General features: G+C 52.5%; 20 protein-coding genes and 3 pseudogenes. 11 read left to right on the forward strand and 12 right to left on the reverse strand.

Annotation, left to right across the window (positions count from 1 at the left end; translation table 11 throughout):
• The 7 genes and pseudogenes from HPC37_RS08075 to nudE all read right to left on the reverse strand — a co-directional run.
• Positions 1-308: pseudogene (locus HPC37_RS08075) on the reverse strand (hypothetical protein); the annotation flags it as partial.
• A gap of 15 nt (positions 309-323) precedes the next feature.
• Positions 324-596 (reverse strand): hypothetical protein, encoded by a 273-nt coding sequence (locus HPC37_RS08080; protein ID WP_208122650.1) that lies wholly within the window; start codon positions 594-596, stop codon positions 324-326.
• A gap of 251 nt (positions 597-847) precedes the next feature.
• A pseudogene (gnd, locus tag HPC37_RS08085) lies at positions 848-2,316 on the reverse strand (decarboxylating NADP(+)-dependent phosphogluconate dehydrogenase).
• 4 nt (positions 2,317-2,320) lie between these two features.
• The gene (gene pgl, locus HPC37_RS08090; RefSeq protein ID WP_208122651.1) at positions 2,321-3,031 is read right to left on the reverse strand and encodes a 6-phosphogluconolactonase; all 711 of its coding nucleotides are present in this window, start codon (positions 3,029-3,031) and stop codon (positions 2,321-2,323) included.
• Position 3,032: 1 nt separating this feature from the next.
• Positions 3,033-4,532, reverse strand: a complete 1,500-nt coding sequence (gene zwf, locus HPC37_RS08095) for a glucose-6-phosphate dehydrogenase (RefSeq protein ID WP_208122652.1) — start codon at positions 4,530-4,532, stop codon at positions 3,033-3,035.
• A gap of 126 nt (positions 4,533-4,658) precedes the next feature.
• Positions 4,659-5,474, reverse strand: a complete 816-nt coding sequence (gene cysQ / locus HPC37_RS08100) for a 3'(2'),5'-bisphosphate nucleotidase CysQ (protein ID WP_208122653.1) — start codon at positions 5,472-5,474, stop codon at positions 4,659-4,661.
• Positions 5,462-6,025 (reverse strand): ADP compounds hydrolase NudE, encoded by a 564-nt coding sequence (gene nudE, locus HPC37_RS08105; protein WP_208122654.1) that lies wholly within the window; start codon positions 6,023-6,025, stop codon positions 5,462-5,464. Before nudE ends, cysQ begins: the two co-directional genes overlap by 13 nt.
• Positions 6,026-6,103: 78 nt before the next feature.
• Here nudE and yrfG point away from each other — a divergent pair, with 78 nt between their 5' ends.
• The 10 genes from yrfG (at position 6,104) to ygfZ (ending at position 15,415) form a co-directional block, all read left to right on the forward strand.
• Positions 6,104-6,766 carry a GMP/IMP nucleotidase gene (yrfG, locus tag HPC37_RS08110; RefSeq protein ID WP_208122655.1) on the forward strand — a complete coding sequence of 221 codons (663 nt, stop codon included), beginning with the start codon at positions 6,104-6,106 and terminating at the stop codon, positions 6,764-6,766.
• 71 nt (positions 6,767-6,837) lie between these two features.
• Positions 6,838-7,884 carry a phosphate ABC transporter substrate-binding protein PstS gene (gene pstS, locus HPC37_RS08115; RefSeq protein WP_208122656.1) on the forward strand — a complete coding sequence of 349 codons (1,047 nt, stop codon included), beginning with the start codon at positions 6,838-6,840 and terminating at the stop codon, positions 7,882-7,884.
• 45 nt (positions 7,885-7,929) lie between these two features.
• Positions 7,930-8,883: a phosphate ABC transporter permease PstC gene (pstC, locus tag HPC37_RS08120; protein ID WP_208122657.1), complete on the forward strand. Its 954-nt coding sequence runs from the start codon at positions 7,930-7,932 to the stop codon at positions 8,881-8,883.
• A complete protein-coding gene (pstA, locus tag HPC37_RS08125) occupies positions 8,880-9,740 on the forward strand; it encodes a phosphate ABC transporter permease PstA (RefSeq protein WP_208122658.1) in 861 nt (286 codons plus the stop codon). Before pstC ends, pstA begins: the two co-directional genes overlap by 4 nt.
• A gap of 12 nt (positions 9,741-9,752) precedes the next feature.
• A complete protein-coding gene (gene pstB / locus HPC37_RS08130) occupies positions 9,753-10,517 on the forward strand; it encodes a phosphate ABC transporter ATP-binding protein PstB (RefSeq protein WP_208122659.1) in 765 nt (254 codons plus the stop codon).
• 9 nt (positions 10,518-10,526) lie between these two features.
• Positions 10,527-11,210, forward strand: a complete 684-nt coding sequence (gene phoU / locus HPC37_RS08135) for a phosphate signaling complex protein PhoU (protein ID WP_208122660.1) — start codon at positions 10,527-10,529, stop codon at positions 11,208-11,210.
• 47 nt (positions 11,211-11,257) lie between these two features.
• A complete protein-coding gene (hslR, locus tag HPC37_RS08140) occupies positions 11,258-11,650 on the forward strand; it encodes a ribosome-associated heat shock protein Hsp15 (protein WP_208122661.1) in 393 nt (130 codons plus the stop codon).
• A 58-nt stretch (positions 11,651-11,708) separates the two neighbouring features.
• Positions 11,709-12,578 (forward strand): Hsp33 family molecular chaperone HslO, encoded by an 870-nt coding sequence (hslO, locus tag HPC37_RS08145; protein ID WP_208122662.1) that lies wholly within the window; start codon positions 11,709-11,711, stop codon positions 12,576-12,578.
• A 157-nt stretch (positions 12,579-12,735) separates the two neighbouring features.
• On the forward strand, positions 12,736-14,367 hold the full coding sequence (gene pckA, locus HPC37_RS08150) for a phosphoenolpyruvate carboxykinase (ATP) (protein ID WP_208122663.1): 1,632 nt from the start codon (positions 12,736-12,738) through the stop codon (positions 14,365-14,367).
• 106 nt (positions 14,368-14,473) lie between these two features.
• Positions 14,474-15,415, forward strand: a complete 942-nt coding sequence (gene ygfZ, locus HPC37_RS08155) for a tRNA-modifying protein YgfZ (RefSeq protein ID WP_208122664.1) — start codon at positions 14,474-14,476, stop codon at positions 15,413-15,415.
• Positions 15,416-15,470: 55 nt separating this feature from the next.
• Here ygfZ and proS read toward each other — a convergent pair whose 3' ends face one another.
• From proS to HPC37_RS08180, 5 genes are all read right to left on the reverse strand, one after another.
• Positions 15,471-17,192, reverse strand: coding sequence for a proline--tRNA ligase (gene proS / locus HPC37_RS08160; RefSeq protein ID WP_208122665.1), 1,722 nt, complete (start codon positions 17,190-17,192; stop codon positions 15,471-15,473).
• An 87-nt stretch (positions 17,193-17,279) separates the two neighbouring features.
• Positions 17,280-18,743 (reverse strand): surface lipoprotein assembly modifier, encoded by a 1,464-nt coding sequence (locus HPC37_RS08165; protein ID WP_208122666.1) that lies wholly within the window; start codon positions 18,741-18,743, stop codon positions 17,280-17,282.
• 79 nt (positions 18,744-18,822) lie between these two features.
• A complete protein-coding gene (locus HPC37_RS08170) occupies positions 18,823-19,719 on the reverse strand; it encodes a transferrin-binding protein-like solute binding protein (protein ID WP_208122667.1) in 897 nt (298 codons plus the stop codon).
• A gap of 303 nt (positions 19,720-20,022) precedes the next feature.
• Positions 20,023-22,191, reverse strand: a complete 2,169-nt coding sequence (gene uvrD / locus HPC37_RS08175) for a DNA helicase II (protein WP_208122668.1) — start codon at positions 22,189-22,191, stop codon at positions 20,023-20,025.
• Positions 22,192-22,291: 100 nt separating this feature from the next.
• Complete coding sequence (locus tag HPC37_RS08180) at positions 22,292-23,011, reverse strand: tRNA1(Val) (adenine(37)-N6)-methyltransferase (protein WP_208122669.1); 720 nt, start codon at positions 23,009-23,011, stop codon at positions 22,292-22,294.
• 74 nt (positions 23,012-23,085) lie between these two features.
• Here HPC37_RS08180 and srmB point away from each other — a divergent pair.
• Positions 23,086-24,391: pseudogene (gene srmB, locus HPC37_RS08185) on the forward strand (ATP-dependent RNA helicase SrmB).
• Positions 24,392-24,414: the final 23 nt, after the last annotated feature.

The raw sequence follows: 24,414 nt of genomic DNA on the forward strand, positions 1-24,414 counted from the left end.
TCAGCCATCAAAATTGTATAATTTGATCTTCCAAGTGCATCTACAAAACTCACACTTAGGATAAGATCTCTCATGTGTTTATCTATCTCTTTAGTCACTAATTTATTCATAAGTTTATTGGCATCAGCATAAGTTAGCCCTTGTAGTTGGGGATACTGACATCCTAGACGACCAAAATAAAGTTTTAACGCCTGCTCTATTTCTTGATCGGTTGCCTTATATTTCGGCGTCGGAGAATAATTCATAAAATTCGAGCCACAGCCAGTTAATAGCAGCGTAGTTAAACCTAATATGATTGCCTTTTTCATCATTTTGTCCTCGCATTAATTAAAGTGAAACATTTGCTCTTCAGTATCCAACACAGCCTCTTTACCTACTTGTATAAGTGGAAATTTATTTCTAGGCAGCCTCAAATCAGGATCCCATAAAATAGGATCATCTCGTTCACGCATTTTTGTTATACAAGCATCAACTTCTGCTTGTTGCTGTGGGTTGATTGCTCTAACTTTATCAAAGCAATGCTTATTTGAGATTTCGCCATTAACTGCATTAAATTTATTTTCATAAACATCCACTGTAACCTTTATCATAGCCATAGCGTACTCCAATAAAGAATTGATTGTTTTCCAAGGTTTGTTTGTTTTATCTGTAAAGATAAAACAACAAGGAGTATACTCCTTCGATTTAATAAATTTATTTATATATTAATGAGATAAAATACATTAAGGCGAAAACATAAGATATGTTTGAAGGATTTAATGATACTTTTGTCAATAGCACAGAGATAGAAACGAGAAGATAATAAAAAAGTGCGGTATTGACCGCACTTTATATTTTGCGTTAACAACTACACATCATACGTAGTTGATGCAGTGTCGCCGCCTTTGCCTGTCCAGTTGGTGTGGAAGAACTGGCCGCGTGGTTGGTCGACGCGCTCATAGGTGTGGGCGCCGAAGTAGTCGCGTTGGGCTTGCAGCAAATTGGCTGGCAATTGTGCGCTGGTGTAGCCGTCTAAGAACGTGATAGCGGAGGCCATGCACGGCATTGGCAAACCGATTTCCACCGCTTTGGCCACCACTTTACGCCAAGCGCTCAGTGAATTTTCAAGAATGTTTTTGAAATACTCATCCGCGCCGAGGAACTGCAAATCTGGGTTTTTGGCATAGGCATCGCGGATGTTGCCCAAAAATGCGCTGCGGATAATGCAGCCTTCACGCCATAAAAGTGCGGTTTGACCGTAGTCTAAATCCCACTCAAATTGCTCTGAGGCCTCACGAATGAGCATAAAGCCTTGGGCGTAAGAGATGATCTTTGACGCCAGCAGCGCTTGGCGCACCGCGTCGATCCATTGCGCTTTGTTGCCGTCCACGTGGCCGAGTTGTTTGTTGAACAATTTTTGGTTTTCAACGCGTTGTTGCTTGAATGAAGACACGCAACGGGCGAACACCGCTTCGGTGATCAGCGTCAACGGGATGCCTAAATCCAAGGCGTTGATGCCAGTCCATTTGCCGGTGCCTTTTTGGCCGGCGGTGTCGAGGATTTTTTCCACCAGTGGCTCGCCGTTATCGTCACGGTAGCCGAGAATGTCGGTGGTGATGTCGATAAGGTAGCTATCTAGCTCGGTGGATTTCCAGCTGCCGAACACGTCGTGGAGCTCATCATAGCTCAAGCCTAAACCTTCGTGCAGGAATTGGTAGGCTTCGCAAATCAGCTGCATATCGCCGTACTCAATGCCGTTGTGCACCATTTTGACAAAGTGGCCGGCGCCGTTTTTGCCCACCCAGTCACAGCATGGCTCGCCTTCTTGGTTTTGGCGGAAATGGCTTGCAAAATCGGTTTGACATAAGGCCACGCCTCTGGGTTGCCACCTGGCATGATAGACGGCCCAAAGCGCGCGCCCTCTTCACCGCCAGAGACACCTGCGCCAATAAAACGGATGCCTTTTTCGGCCAAGTCTTTCGTGCGGCGGGTGGTATCTGGGTAGTTGGAGTTGCCGCCATCAATGATGATGTCGCCTTCGTCTAAATACGGCAACAAACTGTCGATAAATTTATCCACCACTTCGCCGGCGCGCACCATCAGCATGATTTTGCGCGGTTTTTCCAGTTTGTCGGCGAGGTCTTGCAGTGAATACGCGCCGATAATGTTGGTGCCTTTAGCAGCACCGTTTAAAAAATCGTCCACTTTGCTGGTGGTGCGGTTGTAGGCGACGACCTTAAAGCCGTGGTCGTTCATGTTTAAAATCAGGTTTTGCCCCATCACGGCAAGGCCAATTACGCCAATATCACCTTTCATACTATTATCCTTTTGTGTCATTAAATTAATTGAGTTGGAACGCCGCATCAGCGTCTAAATACCATTCGGTTGTGCCATTTTTCGCTTTGATTCGCGCCGCCGGGTAGGGCAGCTCGCTGCCTTCGCTTTGCTGAATTTCATGCAGCAAATCCGCCTTGCTCGCACCTGTCACCAAGTAGGTGATGCGTTTGGCGTTTTCAATCAAAGGCGCGGATTTTGACACCCGCCATTGTTGGCTTTGCGGCTGTTTGGCCACAATCGCCAGCTCTTGGGTGTCAAAGTCCACCTGCAGCGGGAAGAGTGAAGCGGTGTGCCCGTCGGTGCCCATGCCGAGAATAATCCAGTCAAATTGCGGCATACCGTTGGCGCTTGGCACTTTTTCTTGCATTTCTTGCGCAAAGCGCTTGGCCTCAAGCTCTGGGTCATCTTCACCGTGAATGCGGTGAATGTTGCCGGCTGGGATGATGATGCTGTCAAGCAGCAGGCGTTTCACCTCACCGTAGTTGCTCTCTTCATCGTCTGGCGCCACGCAGCGCTCATCGCCCCACCAAAAGTGCAAATTCGCCCAGTTGATGCTGTCGCGATAGTCGCTGGCGAGCGTTTTAAACAGCAGTTTCGGGGTGCTGCCGCCAGAGAGTGAAATATTCACCACGCGCCCTTCTTGGCTGTAGGCTTGCAGCTCTTGTGCGATTTTTTCAACCGCACTTTGTGCATTTTCAAATTTAATGTATTTCATATTACAACTCACAATATTCTGTATCGGTTAAGTTTTTGCATGGAAAGCGCCAGGCGCGGCCTTTCACTTCCATCATCTCATCGGCCTCTTTCGGCCCCCAAGTGCCACAGGCGTAGCCATAAAGTTTCGGGTTGCCTGCTTTGTAGTCTAAAATCGGTTGCACAAACTTCCAGCAGGAGCGCACCGCGTCACTGCGTGAGAACAAGGTAGCATCACCTTGCAGCGAGTCGAGCAGCAAGCGTTCATAAGGCCCGATGATATCAGCATCAGCCAAATCTTCGTAGTGGAAGTCCATCGACACCTGTTTGGCGTGAAAGCCAGCACCGGGCTCTTTGAGGCCAAATTTCATCACAATGCCTTCGTTTGGCTGAATGCGGATGATCAATTTGTTCTCAGGCGCAGTTTGGCTGAACACCGGGTGCGGTGTTTTCTTAAAGTGAATCACAATTTCGGTCACGCGCGTTGGCAGGCGTTTGCCAGTGCGGACATAAAACGGCACGCCGCTCCAACGCCAATTATCGATTTTCAGTTTCAACGCCATGTAGGTTTCGGTGCGTGAGTCTTCTGCCACGCCCTTTTCCTCACGGTAGCCTTTTTGGTATTCGCCGCGCACTTTCGCACCAGTGTATTGGCCGAGCACCAAGTTTTTGTCTAAATCAGCTTCGCTTAATGGGTGCAGGCTTTGCAGCACTTTTTGCACCTCATTACGCATTGACTCAGCGTCGATAATCGCTGGGCTTTCCATCGCGATCAGCGCCAGCACTTGCAGCAGGTGGTTTTGGAACATATCCCGCATCGCACCTGCGCCATCGTAATAGCCGCCGCGCTCTTCCACGCCGATGGCTTCCGCGCCTGTGATTTCCACATAATCAATGTAGTTGCGGTTCCACAATGGCTCAAACAAGCCGTTGGAAAAACGCAGCACCAAAATATTTTGCACCGTTTCTTTGCCCAAGTAGTGGTCGATGCGGTAAATTTGCGACTCGTCAAAATTTTGGTGCAGGCTTTCATCAAGCTCAATCGCTGATTGCAAATCATAGCCAAACGGTTTTTCCACCACCAGCCGTTTCCAGCCGTGCTCTTGCGAATTGAGCCCATGTTTGGCCAAACATTGCGGGATCACGGGGTACAAACTCGGCGGGGTGGAGAGGTAAAACAGCGTGTTGCCGCCCGTGTTGTGCGCTTTTTCGAGCTCCTCCAACCGCACTTTGACTTTGTTGTATTCGTCTTCTTTGGCGGTGTCGATCGGCTCGTAATAAACGTGGGCGAAATAGTCGTCGGCTTCTTGCTCGCTGCACTGTTTGCGCTCAACGAGCAGGCCTTTTAATTTGTCGCGAAATTCTTGGTCGCTGTATTGTGTGCGGCTCACACCAAGGATGGCGAAATCGTCCGACAAGCGGCCACTTTTATAGAGGTCATAAAGCGCGGGGATCAGTTTGCGGTGGGTTAAGTCACCAGAGGCACCAAAAATCACGATGGTGCTGTTTTCAGGTTTTTTCATTGTAGTTAAATCCTTAAAATATCAAAGTGCGGTTTGCGCTTATTATGGGGCTGTTTGCGTATGAATACTTATTTTGCAGTCTAAAAAATAACAGCGTAAAGTGTCAATCCCCTCTCGCCTATTGCTTTAATCGGCCGCAAAGCGCAACACCGCGCGCCAGTCGCTGCTTGCCGAGCAGCGCATGACAAAATCAGGGTTGATTAAGCTCTCGCGCTGGTTGTAGCTTAACGCCTGGCCGCGCAAATCGCAAATGTCGCCACCCATTTCGCGCAAAATGCACTCCAGCGCGGCGGTGTCCCACTCGCCGGTTTTGCCCACGCGCATGTAGCACTCGCTTTCGCCGGTGGCGACCATCACGCCTTTGATGCCGCTTGAGCCACAGCGTTGAATCTCAACCTTGGCATTGGGCTGTAAATACGGCTGCAAGCGCGCCACATCACTTGTGTTGCCAATCACCAACCGCACTTTTTGCCCCGCACTCAACGGCCGAGGTGAAAGTGCGGTCAACACATCACCACACAGGCGATAAGCGCCCGCGTTTTCCATCGCGTAAACCACCTGATCACTTATCGGTGAATAAACCACGCCCAGCCGCGGCTGGTTGTGTTGCACCAAGGCGATCAGCACCGAAAATTGGCCTGTTTTATCCAAAAATTGCTGGGTGCCGTCGAGCGGGTCCACCAGCCAATATTGCGCCCACGCGCGCCGCTTAGCAAACGGGATGTCGCAATTTTCCTCTGAAAGCACCGGCACATCAGGCGTTAAACGAGACAGTGCAGCGCATAAAAATTCGCTCACCGCCAAATCCGCCGCGGTCACGGGCGTGTTGTCGGCTTTGATTTGCTCGGGCAAATCCTGCTGATAAAACGCCCTGAGCATGCCACCGGCTTGCTTGGCGATGGAAATCACGCTGGCGAGCAGTTGGTCGTTCAAACTTTGCATGGCGCCTCCTTGAGGTAGTCGCGCAGCAGGTAAAGTGCGGTCAAATTGCGCGCCTCGTTGAAGTCCTCGCGGGCAATCAACGCGTCGAGTTGCGCCAGTGGCACGCGCACCAATTCCAGCGGTTGCGGCTCGTCGCCGGCCAAGCGTGAGGGGGTGAGATCGCGCGCCAAAAAGATGTGCATCGGGCTGTTCATATAACCTGGGTTGGTGCTGAGCGTGCGCAAAAATTGCACGATGGCTGGCTTATAGCCGATTTCTTCTTGCAGCTCACGCACCGCACTTTGCTTGGGCGTTTCGCCCTCATCAATCCGCCCTTTAACAAAGCCCAGCTCGTAGCGCTCGGTGCCGACAGAATATTCATTAACCAGCAATAAATCGTCGCCGTCAATGGCCACCACCGTGACCGCCCCCCGCTGGCTTGGTCGCAGGCGCTCGTAGGTGGTGCACACGCCATTGGCGAAGCGCAAATCCACCGCTTGCACGCAAAACAGCCGCGTTTTCGCCAGTTCTCGCACGTCAAGAATGGCTGGGTTTGGGTACTTGTTGGCCATAACGCCCCCTTATTTTACAAAGTGCTAGCATAACGATACCATAGCAGGCAATAAAAACAATAAAAGAGACGCATTCCCATGTTGAAAAAGCTAAATTGGGCCGCCATCGACACCGTGATTTTTGACCTCGACGGCACGCTGATTGACCTCGCGCTGGATTATGAATTTTGGAAAACGATTGTGCCACAAGCCTACAGCGCCACCCACGCGGTGGCTGATGCCGCCGCCGAGCAGCTGCTTAGCGCGCACTACGCGCGGATTGAGCACTCGATGCAGTGGTATGATGTGGACTACTGGGCCGACACGCTGCAGCTGCCGATTCGCGAGATGCTGCATACGCACGTGCAAAACATCAAAGTGCGGTCGAACACGCAAAAACTACTCACGGCGTTAAAGCGCGCGGGCAAGCAGCTGATGTTGCTGACCGACTCGCACCCTTACAGCCTGCAAGAAAAGCTCGCCCAGTGTGATTTGGCGCCGTTTTTCGACATCATGGTGTCCTCCCATGAGTTCCAACACCCGAAAATGACCGATGCCTTATGGCGTGAGCTGATAGCGACCTATGGGATAATCCCTGACCGCACTTTGTTGATTGATGACATGCAACCAGTGCTCGATTGCGCGCGCGCCAACGGCATTGGCCACACGCTGGCCATTCGCACGCCTAACTCTTTAGCGGGCGAAAAGCACTTTGACGGCCATGAGAGCATCAGCGATTTTGCTCAATTGCTTGAGGATTAGGCTGTCATAATTCTGTCATATTTCTCCGTTAGAATGAGCTCAACAAAAAGTGCATTCGAAAGGAGAACATTATGCAAAAATCACACGTTATCCGCCGCAGCCTGTTGGCCGCAAGCCTTGGTGCGTTCGCCCTCGCCACACCGGCGCTCGCCCAAGACATCACCGGCGCAGGCGCGTCCTTCCCAGCGCCTGTGTATAGCCAATGGGCCACCGATTACCAAAAAGTCACCGGCACCAAAGTCAACTACCAAAGCATTGGCTCCTCCGGTGGGGTGAAACAAATTAAAGCCAAAACCGTCGATTTTGGCGCGTCCGACGCGCCAATGAGCGACGATGAGCTGGCCAAAGAGGGCTTGTTCCAATTCCCAACCGTGATTGGCGGCGTGGTGCTGGCAGTCAACGTGCCTGGGATCAAATCGGGCGAATTGGTGCTTGATGGCAAAACCTTAGGCGAGATTTATTTAGGCAACATCAGCAAATGGGATGACCCGGCCATCGCCAAGCTCAACCCATCATTAAAACTGCCATCGCAAGATATTCAAGTGGTCTTCCGCTCCGACGGCTCGGGCACCTCTTATGTGTTCACCAGCTATTTGGCGAAAGTCAACGATGCATGGAAGGGCCAGGTTACCAAATCCTTCCCAGAGCCTGAAAAAGGCTACGCCGCGGGTGCCAAAGGTAATGAAGGGGTTTCGGCCACCATTCAGCGCCAAAAAGGCTCGATTGGCTATGTGGAATACGCCTACGCCAAGCAAAACCAATTGCCGTTCGTGAAATTAATCTCTGCCGACGGTGAAGTGGTCAGCCCAAGTGCGGAGAGTTTCTCTAATGCCGCCGCAGGCGCTGATTGGGACCGCACTTTTGCCCAAGATTTGACCAATCAAAAAGGCAAAAACGCTTGGCCAATTTCCGCCACCACCTTTATTTTGCTGCACAAAACCCAGCAAGACGGCAAAAAGGCCAGTGCGGTCTTGAACTTCTTCAACTGGGGCTTGACCGAGGCCACCGCGCAAACCCAAGCGCTGGACTACGCACCGTTGCCAAACTCCGTGGTGCAAACCATCCAAAATGCCTGGCAGGCTAACATTAAAGACAGCCAAGGCAATAGCGTGAAATAACCCAACCCGCCCCAGTACGCTGGGGCGCATTGAGAGATTGTGCCTATGTCAAAACCCACCTCACCTGCCACCGCCGCGCGCCAAGATGCGGCCTTTGCGCTGCTGGTGAAAGCCGCCACACTGTTCACGCTCGTGCTCTTTTCGGGCATTATCGTGTTTTTGATCAAAGACGCGATGCCAACACTCGATAAATACGGCCTGTCGTTTTTGTGGCAAAAAACTTGGAGCCCCTCGCGTGAAACCTTCGGCGCCTTAGTGCCGATTTACGGCACACTGGTCACCTCGTTTATCGCGTTGTTAATCGCGGTGCCAATCAGCTTTGGCATCGCCTTTTTCTTAACCGAGATTTCACCACCGTGGTTGCGCCGCCCGCTGGGCACCGCCATTGAGCTGCTGGCTGGCATTCCCAGCATTGTGTATGGCATGTGGGGCTTTTTTGTCTTTTGCCCGTTTTTTGCCGAGTTTTTCCAAATCCCGGTGGGGGATTTGCTCGGCGATTTGCCGATTGTCGGCGTGCTGTTTAGCGGCCCGCGCTTTGGCATTGGGCTGCTGGCTGCGGGCATTGTGCTGGCGATTATGATTATCCCGTATATCGCCTCGGTGATGCGCGATGTGTTTGAGCAAACCCCTGCGCTGATGAAAGAATCGGCCTACGGCATTGGCTGCACCAAATGGGAGGTGATGTGGAAAATCATCCTGCCCTTTACCAAATCTGGCGTGGTCGGCGGCATTATGCTCGGTTTAGGCCGCGCACTGGGGGAAACCATGGCAATCACCTTTGTGATCGGCAACTCTTATCGTCTGACGTCAGCGTCGTTGTTCACGCCAAGCTCCACCATCACCTCCGCCATTGCCAATGAGTTTGCCGAGGCCGACTCCGCCTTGCATATTTCGGCACTCATGGAGCTGGGGCTGATTTTGTTTTTAATCACCTTTGTGGTGCTGGTGCTCTCCAAATTGCTGGTGCGCGCCATTGCGAAGAAGGAGGGCACAAAATGAGTGCACACAACGTTCGCCACGCCCTGCAACGCAAACGCCGGATTCAAAACGCCATTGCCCTGGCTTGCGCCTTGTGCGCGCTGGCCTTTGGCTTGGTGTGGCTGATTTGGATTTTAATCACCATCGTCCAGCACGGCTTCAGCGGGCTGTCGTGGTCGGTATTTACCGAAATGACACCACCACCAAGCGGTGAGGGCGGGCTGTCGAATGCGATTATCGGCAGCCTAATGATGGTCGGTGTGGCCACCTTGCTTGGCACGCCGCTGGGCATTTTGGTGGGAGTTTATTTGGCTGAATATGGCCGCGGCGCCAAAATGGCCAACGTAATGCGCTTTATCAACGACGTGTTGCTCTCCGCGCCGTCGATTGTAATCGGCTTGTTTGTCTATGCCTTGCTGGTGGCGCCGATGGGCAACTTTTCGGGCTGGGCGGGCGCGTTGGCGCTGGCCTTGTTGCAAATCCCGATTGTGATCCGCACCACGGAGAATATGCTCAATTTGGTGCCCAACACCTTGCGCGAGTCAGCCTATGCGTTAGGCACACCCAAATGGAAAATGATTGTCGCCATCACGCTCAAATCTTCCCTGGCGGGCGTGGCCACGGGCGTGCTGCTCGGGGTGGCGCGCATTGCCGGTGAAACCGCGCCGTTGCTGTTTACCGCACTTTCAAACCAGTTCACCAGCACCGATTTGAGCCAGCCGATGGCCAGTTTGCCGGTGACCATCTTTAAATTTGCCCTCAGCCCGTTTGAAAATTGGCAAGCGCTGGCCTGGGTTGGGGTGTTGATTATTACCTTTACCGTATTGCTGCTTAACATCATTGCGCGCGTGGCCATCAGCAAAGGGCGCAAATCATAACGAGGCGAGATTATGCATTCACAACAACCGATTATTCAAGTTAAAAACCTCGACTTTTATTACAACGATTTCAAAGCGTTGAAAAACATCAATCTTGATATCGCCGAGAAAAAGGTGACCGCCTTTATCGGGCCGTCGGGCTGTGGCAAATCCACCTTGCTGCGCACCTTCAACAAAATGTACGCGCTCTACCCCGAGCAGCGCGTGGAGGGGCAAATTTTGCTCAACGGTGAAGATATTGTCACCAGCAGCCAAGATGTCGCCGCCCTGCGCGCCAAAGTGGGCATGGTGTTCCAAAAGCCGACACCGTTCCCGATGTCGATTTACGACAACATCGCCTTTGGCGTGCGCTTGTTTGAAAAGCTCAGCAAGCCTGAAATGGACGACCGCGTGGAGTGGGCGCTGACCAAAGCAGCACTTTGGAATGAAACCAAAGACAAACTGCACAAAAGTGGTTACAGCCTCTCCGGCGGCCAGCAGCAAAGGCTGTGCATCGCCCGCGGCATTGCCGTCAAGCCGCAAGTGCTGCTGCTCGATGAGCCTTGCTCGGCGCTTGACCCGATTTCAACCGGCTTAATTGAAAACTTGATTTTTGAGCTGAAAAAAGACTACAGCGTGGTGATTGTCACCCATAATATGCAACAAGCGGCGCGCTGCTCGGATTACACCTGCTTTATGTATCTTGGCGATGTAATCGAGTTTGGCGAAACCGACGTGCTATTCAACCAGCCGCAAGATCAACGCACCGCTGATTACATCACTGGGCGTTTTGGATAAGGAGAGAGTATGTTAGAGCAGAAAAAACACACCAGCGGCCAATTTGACCTAGATATGCAGCACTTATTTTCGCTGCTGTTGACCATGGGCAAGCTGGTGGAGCAGCAACTAACCAACGCCATGCGCGTGATCCGCGGCGATGAGGGCGTGGATGCACAAGCGGTGATCAAAGGCGATAAGCAAGTCAACGCGATGGAAGTGGCGATTGATGAAGCCTGTGTCACCCTGATTGCCCGCCGCCAGCCCGTGGCGCAGGATTTGCGCTTTATCATCACGGTGTTGAAAACCGCCTCCGAGCTTGAGCGCATTGGCGACACGGTGGACAAACTCTGCCGCACCCTGTTACACAACGACATCGCCAAAGAGCACGTGGTGCTTGAGAAAATGCAATTGATGGCACAACAGGCGATTGCGATGCTGCACAACAGCCTCAACGCGCTCAATGAGATGGATCTCAACTACGCCATTGAAGTCTACGCGCAAGACCAGCAAATCGACCAGCAATACCGCGCGCTGAAAAGCGAAATCACCGATCTGATGCGCGCCAACCCCGATGAGCTTGAGCGCTTTATCACGGTGTTGATGTGTACCCGCGCGCTTGAGCGCATTGGCGATCGCAGCCAAAATATTTGTGAATTTATCTACTATTACCTCAAAGGCCACTTCCCGCGGCATAACGACATCCAAGCCTAGTCACGCTAATGCAAAGTGCGGTATGATAATGCCTCCAAGGAGGCATTATGGACACCAATTCCCCCGCTGTGCGCCTAGACAAATGGCTATGGGCGGCGCGCTTTTATAAAACCCGCAGCCTCGCCCGCGAGATGATTGATGGCGGCAAGGTTCACTACAACGGCCAGCGCAGCAAGCCGAGCAAAATCGTCGAGCTTGGCGCGCACATCACGCTGCGCCAAGGCAGCGATGAAAAAGAGGTGATTGTGCAAGCGCTGAGTGACAAGCGCGGCGCGGCCAGCGTGGCGCAAACGTTGTATCAAGAAACAGCGCAAAGCGTGCAAAAACGTGAGGCGATGGCGCTGGCGCGCAAGGCCAATGCGCTGTCGATGCCCAACCCTGAGCGGCGCCCAAACAAGAAAGAGCGGCGCGATTTGCTGAAATTTAAATATCAACGCTGACCTTGTATTCGCGCAATTTGGCGCCATATAAAGCACATCAAAGCAAAAAAGGCCGATTATGACAACAGCAAAACACGATAACGACAGTTTATACCGATTTTTATTCCAAAACCGCGCCGTGCGCGGCGAATGGGTGCGCCTAAACCGCACGTTTACTGACACCCTCAACACCCACGATTACCCAACCGCGGTGCGCAACTTGCTCGGCGAAATGATGGTGGCGACCGCACTGTTAACCGCCACCTTGAAATTTGAAGGGGAAATCACGGTGCAAATCCGTGGCGACGGGCCGCTGAAATTGGCGCTGATTAACGGCGACGACCAACTGCAACTGCGCGCCCTGGCCCGCTGTGACGGCGAGATTGCCGACGACGCCAGCTTGCACGCGATGGTGGGCAACGCCGTGTTGTTAATTGCCATCAACCCGCGCCAAGGCGAGCGCTACCAAGGCATTGTCGAACTCGGTAAGCCGAGTGTGAGTGAGTGCTTACAAGACTATTTTGAGCGCTCCGAGCAATTAAAAACCGCACTTTGCATTAAAACTGGCGTTTATGACGGCGAAAGTGTCGCCGCCGGCATGTTGCTGCAAGTGATGCCCGATGGCATCGGTGAGCAAGACGATTTGCAACACCTGCAAGTGCTGATGGAAACCGCCAAGGCTGAGGAGCTTTTTGGCCTTAGTGCGGAAGAGATGCTCTATCGTCTCTATCACGAAGAAGAGGTGGAATTATTTCCGAAAAGTGCGGTGCGCTTTCACTGTGGCTGCTCGCAAGAGCGCAGTGGCGGCGCGCTGATGCTGCTCAGCGACGATGAAATTGATGACATTCTCGCCGAGCACAATGGCAGCATAGACATGCGCTGTGAATGTTGTGGCACCCATTACTATTTCAACAAAGACACCATTGCCCAAATGAAACAGCAGCACTAGCAAAAACCCCGCACAATGCGGGGTTTTATTTGTTTTATTTTTTATAAAATTTTGTGATCAACTTCTCAGACTTTGATCAAGCTAACAGTTTTACAAAACTTTTTGCCGTAGAATGTCACCATTATTTGGTATTTAATCTTCAACTAACGAGGTAATTATGAGCAGTGTAGAACAAGTCGTTCAAGACTTAGCAAAATTGGGTATTCACGACGTTAAAGAAGTGGTTTACAACCCAAGTTATGATCAACTTTTCGCCGAAGAAACCAAAGACGGCCTTGAAGGCTTTGAAAAAGGCCAAGTGACCGAACTCGGTGCCGTGAACGTGAAAACGGGCGTTTACACCGGCCGCTCACCAAAAGACAAATTCTTTGTCAAAGACGAAACCACTGAAAACACCATTTGGTGGACATCCGACGAGTACAAAAACGACAACAAACCTGTCAGCAAAGAAACTTGGAAAGAAGTGAAAAAACTCGCCACCGAAGAGTTGAGCAACAAACGTTTGTTCGTGGTGGATGCCTTCTGTGGTGCCAACGAAAGCACCCGCTTGAAATTGCGCTTTGTGATGGAAGTGGCCTGGCAAGCGCACTTTGTAACCAATATGTTCATTCGCCCAACCAAAGAAGAATTGGCCAACTTCGGCGAGCCAGATTTTGTGATCATGAACGCCTCTAAAGCGAAAGTGACCAACTACAAAGAACTCGGCCTCAACTCTGAAACTGCCGTGGTGTTCAACTTGACTGAAAAAGTGCAAGTGATCTTAAACACATGGTACGGCGGGGAAATGAAAAAAGGTATGTTCTCTTACATGAACTACCTGCTGCCACTCAACGGCATGGCTTCTATGCACTGCTCGGCTAACACCAGCAAAGACGGCAAAGAAACCGCGATTTTCTTCGGCCTTTCAGGCACGGGTAAAACCACCCTGTCAACCGACCCTAAACGTTTGTTGATTGGTGATGATGAACACGGCTGGGACGACGACGGTATCTTCAACTTTGAAGGCGGTTGCTACGCGAAAGTGATCAATTTGTCTAAAGAAAACGAGCCAGACATCTACAACGCCATCAAACGCGATGCGTTGCTTGAAAACGTCACCGTGGATGAAAACGGCAAAATCGACTTCACTGATAAGAGCGTGACTGAAAACACCCGTGTGTCTTACCCAATCTATCACATTGAAAACATTGTGAAACCGGTGTCAAAAGCGGGACACGCCAACAAAGTGATCTTCTTGTCGGCTGACGCCTTTGGTGTGTTGCCACCGGTGTCTATCTTGACACCAGAGCAAACCAAATACTACTTCCTCTCTGGCTTCACCGCCAAATTGGCCGGTACAGAGCGCGGCGTGACTGAACCAACCCCAACCTTCTCAGCGTGTTTCGGCGCGGCTTTCTTGAGCTTGCACCCAACCAAATACGCCGAAGAATTGGTGAAAAAAATGGAAGCCACTGGCGCCAAAGCTTATCTAGTCAACACCGGCTGGAACGGCAGCGGCAAACGTATCTCCATTAAAGATACCCGCGGCATCATCGATGCAATTTTAGATGGCTCAATCGACAAAGCCGAAACCAAAAATATCCCAATTTTTGATTTCAAAGTGCCAACCGCACTGCCAGGCGTTGACCCATCAATCCTTGACCCACGCGACACTTATGCCGACAAAGCAGAGTGGACCAAACGCGCTGAAGACTTGGCAGACCGTTTCGTGAAAAACTTCTCGAAATACACTGGCAACGAAGCCGGCAAAGCGTTGGTCAGCGCAGGCCCTAAAAATAATCAGCTTTAAGCTCTTCTCCAACCGCACTTTGCACAAAGTGCGGTTTTTTTTGCGCGCTGAAAAATGAACGTGTACAATCTAGCCATAATCATTCTTATTTGTATTCGAGGTTTGTATGACCGCACTTTGCCCCCACACCCAGCTCTCCGCCCAGCATGGGCTGCTCAGTTGCCCTTTAAACCAATTCCAACTGATTGATATTGAAGGCGCGGATGCGCAAACCTTCCTGCAAGGGCAGCTCACCTGTGATGTCAACAAACTTGCTGTGGGCGAAAACACCTTGTGTGCGCACTGCGACCCGAAAGGCAAAGTGTGGGCGGTCTATTGGCTGGTGAAATTCAGCGAAACGCATTTTGCGCTGCTGGTGAGAAAGGCTTTGTTGCCACAAGCGTTGCAAGAACTGAAAAAATACGCCGTGTTTTCAAAAGTGACCTTCACCGAGCGTGAGGCAGCGCTCTTTGGCCTGGCGGGCAGTGATGCAGCCGAGGCACTGGGCGCCCACCTTGAGGCACCGAATAGTGAAACGCCGCTCAGCCAGCGCGGCGAGCTGCACGCCTGCTACCTTGCCTGCCCACAACCGCGCTTTTTGCTCATTGCACCCGTTGAGGGTTTCACGCTTAAGACAACGCACGATGCAACGCTGTGGGATGTGCTTGACCAGCAAGACGGCGTGCCCGTGCTCTCTGGTGCCAGCCAGCAGGAATTTATCCCGCAGGCGCTGAATTTGCAACACTTAGGCCGCGCCATTTCCTTCCAAAAAGGCTGCTACATCGGGCAAGAAACGGTCGCCCGCGCCAAATACCGCGGTGCGAATAAACGCGCGCTGTTCACCCTGATTGCAACAACCCCTGTGCAAGCCGAACTTGGCACCAGTGTGGAGCTGGCACTTGAGCAAAACTGGCGCAAAACCGGCCATATTGTAAGTGTAACCTGCCATAACAACACGCACTATGTGCAAGTGGTGCTACCGAAAGACACCCAAGCCAGCGCCAAGCTGCGCCTAGGCGAGGTGCCTTTAGCGGTGCTGCCCCTGCCGTTTGAGCTCAACGACGAATAACAAAAAGCCCCTTGCTCTTGAAGACCAAGGGGCTTTTCACTGACGTATAAGTCAATTATGCCTTGACCGCACTTTGGATAAAGTCTAACAGTGCGTCTTTGGCGATCATGCGTTTTTCGCCGCTGCGGCGGTGTTTGTATTCAATCTCGCCGTTGTTGAGGTTCTTCTCGCCGATCACAATCGTGTGCGGGATGCCAATCAACTCCATGTCGGCAAACATCACGCCTGGGCGCTCTTTGCGGTCATCAAACAGCACCTCAATGCCTTGGGCACTCAAAGTGCGGTAGAGCTCTTCGGCGTAGGCCTGCACGGCGGGGGATTTGTGCATATTCATCGGCACAATCGCCACTTGGAACGGCGCGAGCGCATCTGTCCAGATGATGCCGCGCTCGTCGTGGTTTTGCTCAATCGCGGCGGCCACCACACGGCTCACGCCAATGCCGTAGCAGCCCATTTCCATGGTTTGCGGCCGGCCGTCTTCGCCTTGCACAGTGGCATTCATCGCTTTGGAGTATTTTTCACCGAGCTGGAAGATGTGGCCAACTTCAATCCCACGTTTGATTTGCAGCACGCCTTTGCCGCACGGGCTTGGGTCGCCTTCCACCACGTTGCGCAAATCTGCCACCTCAGGCTCTGGCAAATCACGCCCCCAGTTGATGCCAAAATAGTGCTTGCCGTCAATGTTGGCACCGGCGGCAAAGTCACTCATTGTCGCCACGCTGCGGTCAACAATAATTGGCAGTGGCAAATTCACTGGCCCCAGTGAGCCAACGCCTGCGCCAATCGCGGCTTTGATCTCTGCCTCGTCAGCGAAAGTCAGCGGCGAGCCGACTTGTGGCAATTTCTCAGCTTTCACTTCATTGAGCTCGTGATCGCCGCGCACCATCAGCGCGACCAAACCGCACTTGCCGTTTTCGTCTGCCACGCCGCGCACAATTAGAGTTTTCACGGTTTTTTCAATTGGCAGATTAAACTGCTCAACCAGTTGTGCGATGGTTTTCGCATTCGGCGTATCCACCTCACGCATCGCCTCACTCGGCGCGCGGCGCTCGCCTAATGCCAAAGCTTCCGCCAGCTCAATATTGGCGGCGTAATCGGATTCAGTTGAAAAAACAATATCATCTTCACCGCTGGCGGCCAGCACTTGGAACTCGTGGGAGGCGCTGCCACCAATCGAGCCGGTGTCCGCCTGCACAGGGCGGAAATCGAGCCCCAAGCGGGTGAAAATGTTGCAATAGGTTTGATACATCACATCATAGGTTTCTTGCAAGCTAGCTTTGTTGATGTGGAATGAGTAAGCATCTTTCATCAAAAACTCGCGTGAGCGCATCACCCCAAAGCGAGGGCGCACTTCATCGCGGAATTTGGTTTGAATTTGGTATAAATTGATCGGCAACTGTTTGTAGCTAGTCAGCTCACGGCGCGCGAGATCGGTTATCACCTCTTCGTGAGTGGGCCCGAGCACAAAGTCACGCTCGCCGCGGTCTTTAATGCGCAAAAGCTCAGGGCCGTATTGCTCCCAGCGACCTGATTCTTGCCACAAATCCGCTGGCTGCACCACCGGCATCGAGACTTCAATCGCGCCACTTTTGTTCATTTCTTCACGCACCACGCGTTCGACTTTTTGCAACACCCGCAGCCCGGTTGGCAGCCAAGTGTAGAGGCCGGCGGCCAGTTTGCGCACCATGCCTGCGCGCAGCATCAGTTGAATGCTGACAATTTCCGCGTCATTGGGGGTTTCTTTTAAGGTTGATAATAAATATTGGCTTGTTCGCATAGATTTGTTCCAAGGGTGAAAATGGCGCTATTTTAGCACCAAAGTGCGGTTGGTTGGTATAAAAATCCGCGCAACCGCACGTTTTGATCAAAAGCGCTTGCTCAGCTCAAGGAAGATGCGGCTTTTGTCGTAGGTGTAAAACGGGTGGTTACTTTTCACGTTTTGATAACTCCAGGTCACGCGCGGGGTGATGCCCCAAAAGTGTACGCTGCGATGCCATAGGCTGACATTGGCGGAGTATTCATCGTCTTTTTGCGCCACGGTCAAAAACCGCCCAGGCGCTTTGTATTCGCGCTTGCCGTAGCCCAGCACCACGCGAGTTGACAGGCCCCATTTCCACTCTTGCCCCCAGCCTAGGCGCAAACCTTTGCGATCGGAGGCGTCGTCTTTGTCGCGCGCGTTGTCACGGCTGTAATCGGCGCCGAGTAGCCAATACTGATTGCCGCTTGGCATATAAAGCAAGGTGTTGGACCACAAATAGTTGTTGCCGTTTAAGTGCTTACGTTCTTGGTAGCGCTGCTCGCCGTATTCCAGCGCGCTGGAAATTTGCCAGTGCGGGCTGAGCCAATAGCTCGCATCAAGCCGCGCGCCGGTGGTTTTTGAAAACTGTTTTAACGCATCGCCACCGCTTGAGCCGCCGCCATACCAGCGTTTTTCAAAAAACGGCGTAAGGCTGATTTCACTGCGCGCGGTTTGAAAGCCCACGCCTGCGCCCACGCGTGCGGTGACTTGATTGTATTTTTTGTTATCCCAATAGTATTTGCCATAAACATCACCGCTGAGCTTGGTGAACCAGCCACCTTGCAGTGACCATTTTTTATCCACGCCAAAATTGTAACTCAGCCCTTGCGCATCTTCGCGATCCCAAGCGGTGAACTTGCGCCCGTTGACATCAAGCGTGGTGCCCGCTTTGGGCGCGTTGTTAATGTTCGGCTCACGCATATAACTCACGCCACCGTTGAACGACCACGCATCGCGCTGATTGAGCGCTTGCAAATATTGATCAATCACCTCTTTGGCCTCAGCAGGCAGCTTTTCACTGCGCAGCTTTTCAAATTGATCTTTCGCCGCGTCGTTTTCGTTGTTTAAAAACAGCGCCTGCGCCATTTGAAAGCGCACTGGCAGCACTTGCGGATTTTCAGCAAACAGTTGGCGATAAAGCGCCACCGAGCGGGCATAATCGCCTTTTTCGCGCGCCAAAATCGCCTCGCCCCATTTCACCAACAGTGGGTCATGTTTATCAAAAGTGCGGTACATCGGCAGCAACAGCGCCACGCCATCGGCGTTGTTTTGCACCAAGGCTGGCACCAGCGCGCGCACCACCAAATCAGGGTGTTTGGCCAGCTCTTCTTTGCTGATCGACAGCGTTTTGTCGTCCTTTTCGCGCGCCACGGCAGGCGCCTTTTTCGGCGCAACAGGGCGGGCAACGTCAAGCTGAGTTTCGGGCAAATCGCGCGGCTCAGGCTTGGCCTCTTGCGCCAAAGCAGGCGCGGAAATCAAAAGTGCGGTCGCCAGCAGCGACAAGGGTAATTTGCTGATGTGATACGTCATACGGCTCCCTAAAATAAATAAAGCTATCCATGCGAATAGCTTTATTGTAACAGGTTAAATAAGAATGTTTATCACTTTATCATTTTTGCTTTTCAGCAGCAAACACCACGCCCCATTTTTCATTGTGCGCAATACCTGCCACATTTGCGGCATTTGGCCCGTAGAATGCGCCATTTAATTGCGCTGTTTTTTCTGCTTCAGATTGCAAATTAGCGCGCTCAATATCGGCTTTATCTAGGTTAACCAAGCTTGCTGTACCCGCAAATTTGTTGCCTTTGATGTCTGCTTGAAGCGTCACCATTTCTTTTCTGTCTTTATCATTGGATTTGGTTGATGCATAAATGCTACCAGTGAGTTTTTTAGCATCGAAATCAGCGGTCAGCTCAGGTGAGAAGTTCATGGCTCTCAATGCATCTTTTTCTTTGGTTCCATCAAGATCAAACAGCCCTACCATCGCGGAGTTTGTTGTGGCGTATTTCACTTTGTTTGATTGAGGAATATCCTTAAGTGCGGTCAACTCACCGTTGTAATAAGCAATCGCGTTATTACCTTTGACGGTGTAACCCACTTGAACGTAATCTAACACGTTGCCGCAGCAAACAGCCTCGTTATTGATAATCATCCAGCGGCCAGAATAAATGCCTGAATATTGATTCTGTTTTAACACAGACATTTCTTTGCCATCGACTTTGATTTTACCGTAATCATTTGAGCTGACTGCGGCATATATCGCATTGGCAGGCTTGCCGTCTTCAACGTTCAACGTCACGCTGCCACCATGATATTTATCGCCCGCAGCTTCAACTTTATTGACAACGTCTTTCGCCTTATCTTCTACCTTTTTCGCGGAGTTTTCGACTTTGTTCACGGCAGAATCGCTGCTGCTGTCGCCGTCACCGCCGCTGCTGCCACAAGCGGTTAACACTAATGCGGCCAGTGCGGTTAAGCTGAGTTTGATGAGTTTCTTCTCTAACATAATATGCTCCTTATGGTTGTGTTAATTGAATGAATGGGGGAACATCACGCACGGCAACGCGCACAGCGCATCAGGCCGTGGTGAAGGGAAAAGAGTACAAATAAACGCGGGAGAAAGGCGCTCGAGAAAGCGCGCCGTTAGGTGGCGGTCGGTCGGTCGGTCGGTCGGTCGGTCGGTCGGTCGGTCGGTCGGTCGGTCAGAAATTATCATGGCCTGGGCGTTTCCTGTAAATAGTCACCTGCCTATACTAATGCAAACCGCACGTTGTCGCGAGCGAAAAGTGCGGTTTTTTTGTGCGCGGTGTCACAGTTTTTCCAATTTGGCGATATGGGCGATCAGCCACTTGATGCCTTGGTTTTGAAAGGCGATTTGCAGTCGGGTGTTTTTGTCCGCGCCTTCCACGTTGATGATGGTGCCTTGGCCAAATTTGTTGTGCTGGACTTTTTGCCCCACCTTCCATTCGCTCTCACCAAACGCGCTGACCGCACTTTGGCTTGGCTGGAAGGTGCGGGTCACGCTGCCGCGCAGGCGGATTTCTTGCACGCACTCTTTCGGCAATTCGGCGACAAAGCGCGAGAGGGTGTGGCGCTCCTCTTTGCCATAAAGGCGACGGCTTTCGGCGTAGGTGAGGGTGAGTTTTTGCATCGCACGGGTGATGCCAACATACGCCAAGCGGCGCTCTTCCTCCAGCCGGCCGGGCTCTTCTAGCGCCATGCGGCTTGGGAAGATGCCCTCTTCCGCGCCGACAATAAACACCCGTGGGAACTCCAAGCCCTTGGCGGAGTGCAATGTCATTATCTCGACGCACGCCTGATGGCTGTCGGCTTGGCCTTCGCCGGCCTCAAGCGAAGCGTTGGTTAAAAACGCCGTCAAATCGCTGAGATCTTCCGCCTCGTCGGGTTTGACAAAGCCGCGCGCGGCGGAGACCAGCTCCTCTAAGTTTTCGATCCGCACTTCGCCTTTTTCGCCCTTTTCTTGCTGATACATAGCATATAGCCCTGAGTGCTTGATCACATAATCGGTTTGTGCAAACAGTGGCATTTCTTGCGTTTCTTGATCAAGGGCGTTGACCAGCTCGGTGAAACGGAAAAGTGCGGTCAGCGCGCGGCCGGCGAGCAGGTTTTCATGAAAGGCGAGGTTAATTGTCTGCCACAGAGTCACGCCGCGCTCGCGGGTGATTTCTCGCAGGGTGTCTAAAGTGCGGTTGCCAATGCCGCGCGCAGGGGTGTTGACCACGCGCTCAAAGGCGGCATCGTCGTGGCGGTTGGCAATCAATCGCAAATAGGCCAGCGCGTCTTTGATCTCTTGGCGTTCAAAAAAGCGCACGCCGCCATAGATGCGATAAGGCACCTTGGCTTGGATAAACGCCTCTTCAAGCACGCGCGATTGGCTGTTGCTGCGGTATAAAATCGCGCAGTCGGTGTATTGCCCGCCGTCGTCGACCCATTTTTCCACCTGAGAAACCACAAAGCGCGCTTCATCCAGCTCGTTAAAGGCGCAATAAATGCCCACCGGCTCGCCCTCGCCGCCTTCTGTCCAGAGCTTTTTGCCCAGCCGCTCGGCGTTGTTGGCGATGAGCTCATTGGCGGCGCGCAAAATGTTGCCGGTGGAGCGGTAATTTTGCTCCAAGCGGATGGTTTGCGCGTTGGGGTAATCTTGCAAAAAGCGCTGAATATTCTCCACTCGCGCGCCACGCCAGCCGTAGATTGATTGGTCGTCGTCGCCGACAATCATCACCTTGCCCACGCCGCCTGCCAGCAGCTTGATCCAAGCGTATTGAATGGTGTTGGTGTCTTGGAATTCATCGACCAAAATATGGCCAAAGCGCTGTTGATAACGCTGCAAAATCAGCGGCTTTTTCAGCCACAGTTCATAAGCGCGCAGCAACAGCTCAGCAAAGTCCAGCAGCCCCGCGCGGTCGCACGCGTCTTGATAGAGTTTATAAATCTCAACCCATTCGCGCTCTTGATAATTGGCGTGATCTAAGTGCTGCGGCCGGCGGCCTTCGTCTTTTTGGTGGTTGATGTACCACGCCACCTGCTTGGGCGGGAAGTTTTTTTCGTCGTAATTGTGCAGCTTCAGCAGCCGTTTAATCATGCGCTGCTGGTCTTCACTATCCATAATTTGGAAATCTTGCGGCAGGTTGGCGTCTTCATGGTGGGCGCGCAAAATGCGATTGGCAATGCTGTGAAAAGTGCCAATCCACATGCCGCGATTGCCTTGATAGCTCTCGCGCTGCAAAGTGGCAAAAATGCGCTGGCGCATCTCGGCAGCGGCTTTGTTGGTGAAGGTCACCGCCAAAATCTCGCCCTCTCGCACGCCCTCAACGCCAATCAGCCAGGCAATGCGGTGGGTGAGCACCCGCGTTTTGCCCGAGCCTGCGCCCGCCAATACCAAATAGTTACCCAACGGCGCCGCCACGGCCTCACGCTGGCGCGCATTCAATCCATCAAGAAGCTCTGAAAATTCCATCCCAACCGCACTTTTACTGGTTATTTATCCAGTGATTATACTGCCTTTTGCGCCGTAATAAAATGCCAAAATACAAAGTGCGGTCACGCGCTTTATCCCATCAAAAGCGCAGATAAAACGCGCGGGTGAGTTGGCGGTAATCAGCGCTGTAATCGCCGTTGTCGTGAATGGTGAGGTTGTGGTGCGCGCAGGTGCTTTGTTGTTCGGTAAAGCTCAGCAACATGCGCTGTGGCGCTTTGCCGGCGGTGGTGGCCACATCAAGCCGCGCGTGGTTAAAAAGGCCGTGGGCGCAAGCGGCATCAATTAAATCAAGGCCGGCGTGAAACGGCAGCACCAGCGCAATGCGGCCGTTGGGCGCCAAGCACTGTTTGGCGCACAGCAGCCAGTCAAGGTGCGAGGCCAGCGCACTGTGGCCGATGTAGCGCGCGGTTTGCCGGCGGGCGTTGGCGCAAGCAACCCCGAGCGGGAAATACGGGGGGTTGGCGACAATCAAATCAAAAGTGCGGTCAGCGTGCGCGCAAAAGCTGGCGACATCGCCTTGGTGCACCGCAATCTGCGCCGCCCACGGGCATTGCGCGGCGTTCTCGCGCGCTTGCGCGCAAGCGTTGGGCTCAATGTCAACGGCGGCAATAGCAACGTGCGGTTGCGTTTGCAGCCGCTGGGCGAGCATTAAACTTAAAATGCCGCAGCCGCAGCCCATGTCCAGCACCGAGCGCACGCTATCCAGCGCCACCCAGCTGCCGAGCAAAATGCTGTCGGTGCCCACCTTCATGGCGCAGCGATCGTCTTGGATAAAAAACTGTTTAAACTGAAAGCTCATCGGATTCTCGCGATAAAAAAAGTGCGGTTTGCCACCAACACCGCTATAATCAGGGCAACATAAAAGGATACCCTATGACAACATTTGACGAATTTGATTTACACCCCGCGCTGCTCAAGGCCATTGCCGCCAAGGGCTATGCGCGCCCAATGGAAATTCAACGCCAAACGCTTGAGCCGGCGCTCGACAAGCGCGATATTTTAGGCTCTGCGCCAACTGGCACGGGCAAAACGGCGGCGTTTTTGATCCCCGCCATTCAGCATTTGCTCGACTTCCCGCGCAAAAAGCCCGGCGCGCCGCGTGTGCTTATTCTAACACCAACGCGCGAGTTGGCTCTACAAGTGGCTGAACAAGCGACAGCGTTATGCCAGTTCACGCCGCTGAAAGTCACCACCATCACCGGCGGCGTGGCGTTTTTAAACCACGCTGAGGCCTTTAGTGAAACGCAAGATATTGTGGTGGCCACCCCAGGGCGGCTGTTGCAATACATCAAAGAAGAGCATTTTGATTGCCGCGCGGTGGAGATTTTGATTTTTGATGAAGCTGACCGCCTTTTGGAGATGGGCTTTGGCCAAGATGCGGAAACGATTGCGGCAGAAACCCGCTGGCGTGGGCAAACGCTGCTCTTTTCTGCCACATTGGAGGGCGAATTACTGCACGATTTCAGCACGCGATTGCTCAATGACCCCGTGACCGTGGACGCTGAGCCAAGCCGGCGTGAGCGCAAAAAAATTCACCAATGGATGTGCCATGCTGATAGCAAAGAGCACAAATTCAAGCTGCTGGTGCGCATCATTGAAAACGAGCAAATTGCCCGCGCCATTGTGTTTGTGCGCAAGCGTGAAGACGTGCGCCCACTTAGCGAGATGCTGCGCAAACGCAACGTGCGCAGCACCTACCTTGAAGGCGAAATGGCGCAAACCCAGCGCAACAACGCCATCGACAAGCTCAAAAACGGCGTGGTCAACGTGCTGGTGGCCACCGATGTGGCCGCCCGCGGCATCGACATTGACGATGTGGATTATGTCTTCAATTACGATTTGCCTTATAGCGCCGACGTTTACCTCCACCGCATTGGCCGCACTGCGCGCGCAGGCAAAAAGGGCGCGGCGGTGTGCTTGGTGGAAGGGCACGACTACAAACTGCTGGGCAAAATCCGCCGCTACACCCAGGAGCTCATCAAACCACGCGTGATTGAAGGCCTTGAGCCGCGCACCAAAGCGCCGAAAGACGACGGCAAAAAATCCCCGAGCAAAAAACAAAAAGCACGCGCTAAAGCGAAAAAAGCCGGAAAAAAAGACGACGCAAAAGAAAATCAAGGTGCGCCATCGCGATCGCAAAAACATCGGCAAGCCAAAACCGAAGGGCAAAGCCAAGTAAAACCAAAAGTGCGGTTAATACCG

The organism is Spirabiliibacterium mucosae (assembly GCF_014884965.1).
GTDB lineage: Bacteria > Pseudomonadota > Gammaproteobacteria > Enterobacterales > Pasteurellaceae > Spirabiliibacterium > Spirabiliibacterium mucosae.

Coding starts and splice junctions, on each gene's coding strand:
- HPC37_RS08180 (WP_208122669.1), bottom strand. CDS start 23,011: ATGAGCTTTCAGTTTAAACAGTTTTTTATCCAAGACGATCGCTGCGCC.
- hslR (WP_208122661.1), top strand. CDS start 11,258: ATGGACACCAATTCCCCCGCTGTGCGCCTAGACAAATGGCTATGGGCG.
- pstA (WP_208122658.1), top strand. CDS start 8,880: ATGAGTGCACACAACGTTCGCCACGCCCTGCAACGCAAACGCCGGATT.
- phoU (WP_208122660.1), top strand. CDS start 10,527: ATGTTAGAGCAGAAAAAACACACCAGCGGCCAATTTGACCTAGATATG.
- ygfZ (WP_208122664.1), top strand. CDS start 14,474: ATGACCGCACTTTGCCCCCACACCCAGCTCTCCGCCCAGCATGGGCTG.
- HPC37_RS08165 (WP_208122666.1), bottom strand. CDS start 18,743: ATGACGTATCACATCAGCAAATTACCCTTGTCGCTGCTGGCGACCGCA.
- nudE (WP_208122654.1), bottom strand. CDS start 6,025: ATGGCCAACAAGTACCCAAACCCAGCCATTCTTGACGTGCGAGAACTG.
- HPC37_RS08170 (WP_208122667.1), bottom strand. CDS start 19,719: ATGTTAGAGAAGAAACTCATCAAACTCAGCTTAACCGCACTGGCCGCA.
- pckA (WP_208122663.1), top strand. CDS start 12,736: ATGAGCAGTGTAGAACAAGTCGTTCAAGACTTAGCAAAATTGGGTATT.
- HPC37_RS08080 (WP_208122650.1), bottom strand. CDS start 596: ATGGCTATGATAAAGGTTACAGTGGATGTTTATGAAAATAAATTTAAT.
- proS (WP_208122665.1), bottom strand. CDS start 17,192: ATGCGAACAAGCCAATATTTATTATCAACCTTAAAAGAAACCCCCAAT.
- pgl (WP_208122651.1), bottom strand. CDS start 3,031: ATGAAATACATTAAATTTGAAAATGCACAAAGTGCGGTTGAAAAAATC.
- zwf (WP_208122652.1), bottom strand. CDS start 4,532: ATGAAAAAACCTGAAAACAGCACCATCGTGATTTTTGGTGCCTCTGGT.
- cysQ (WP_208122653.1), bottom strand. CDS start 5,474: ATGCAAAGTTTGAACGACCAACTGCTCGCCAGCGTGATTTCCATCGCC.
- yrfG (WP_208122655.1), top strand. CDS start 6,104: ATGTTGAAAAAGCTAAATTGGGCCGCCATCGACACCGTGATTTTTGAC.
- pstS (WP_208122656.1), top strand. CDS start 6,838: ATGCAAAAATCACACGTTATCCGCCGCAGCCTGTTGGCCGCAAGCCTT.
- uvrD (WP_208122668.1), bottom strand. CDS start 22,191: ATGGAATTTTCAGAGCTTCTTGATGGATTGAATGCGCGCCAGCGTGAG.
- pstB (WP_208122659.1), top strand. CDS start 9,753: ATGCATTCACAACAACCGATTATTCAAGTTAAAAACCTCGACTTTTAT.
- pstC (WP_208122657.1), top strand. CDS start 7,930: ATGTCAAAACCCACCTCACCTGCCACCGCCGCGCGCCAAGATGCGGCC.
- hslO (WP_208122662.1), top strand. CDS start 11,709: ATGACAACAGCAAAACACGATAACGACAGTTTATACCGATTTTTATTC.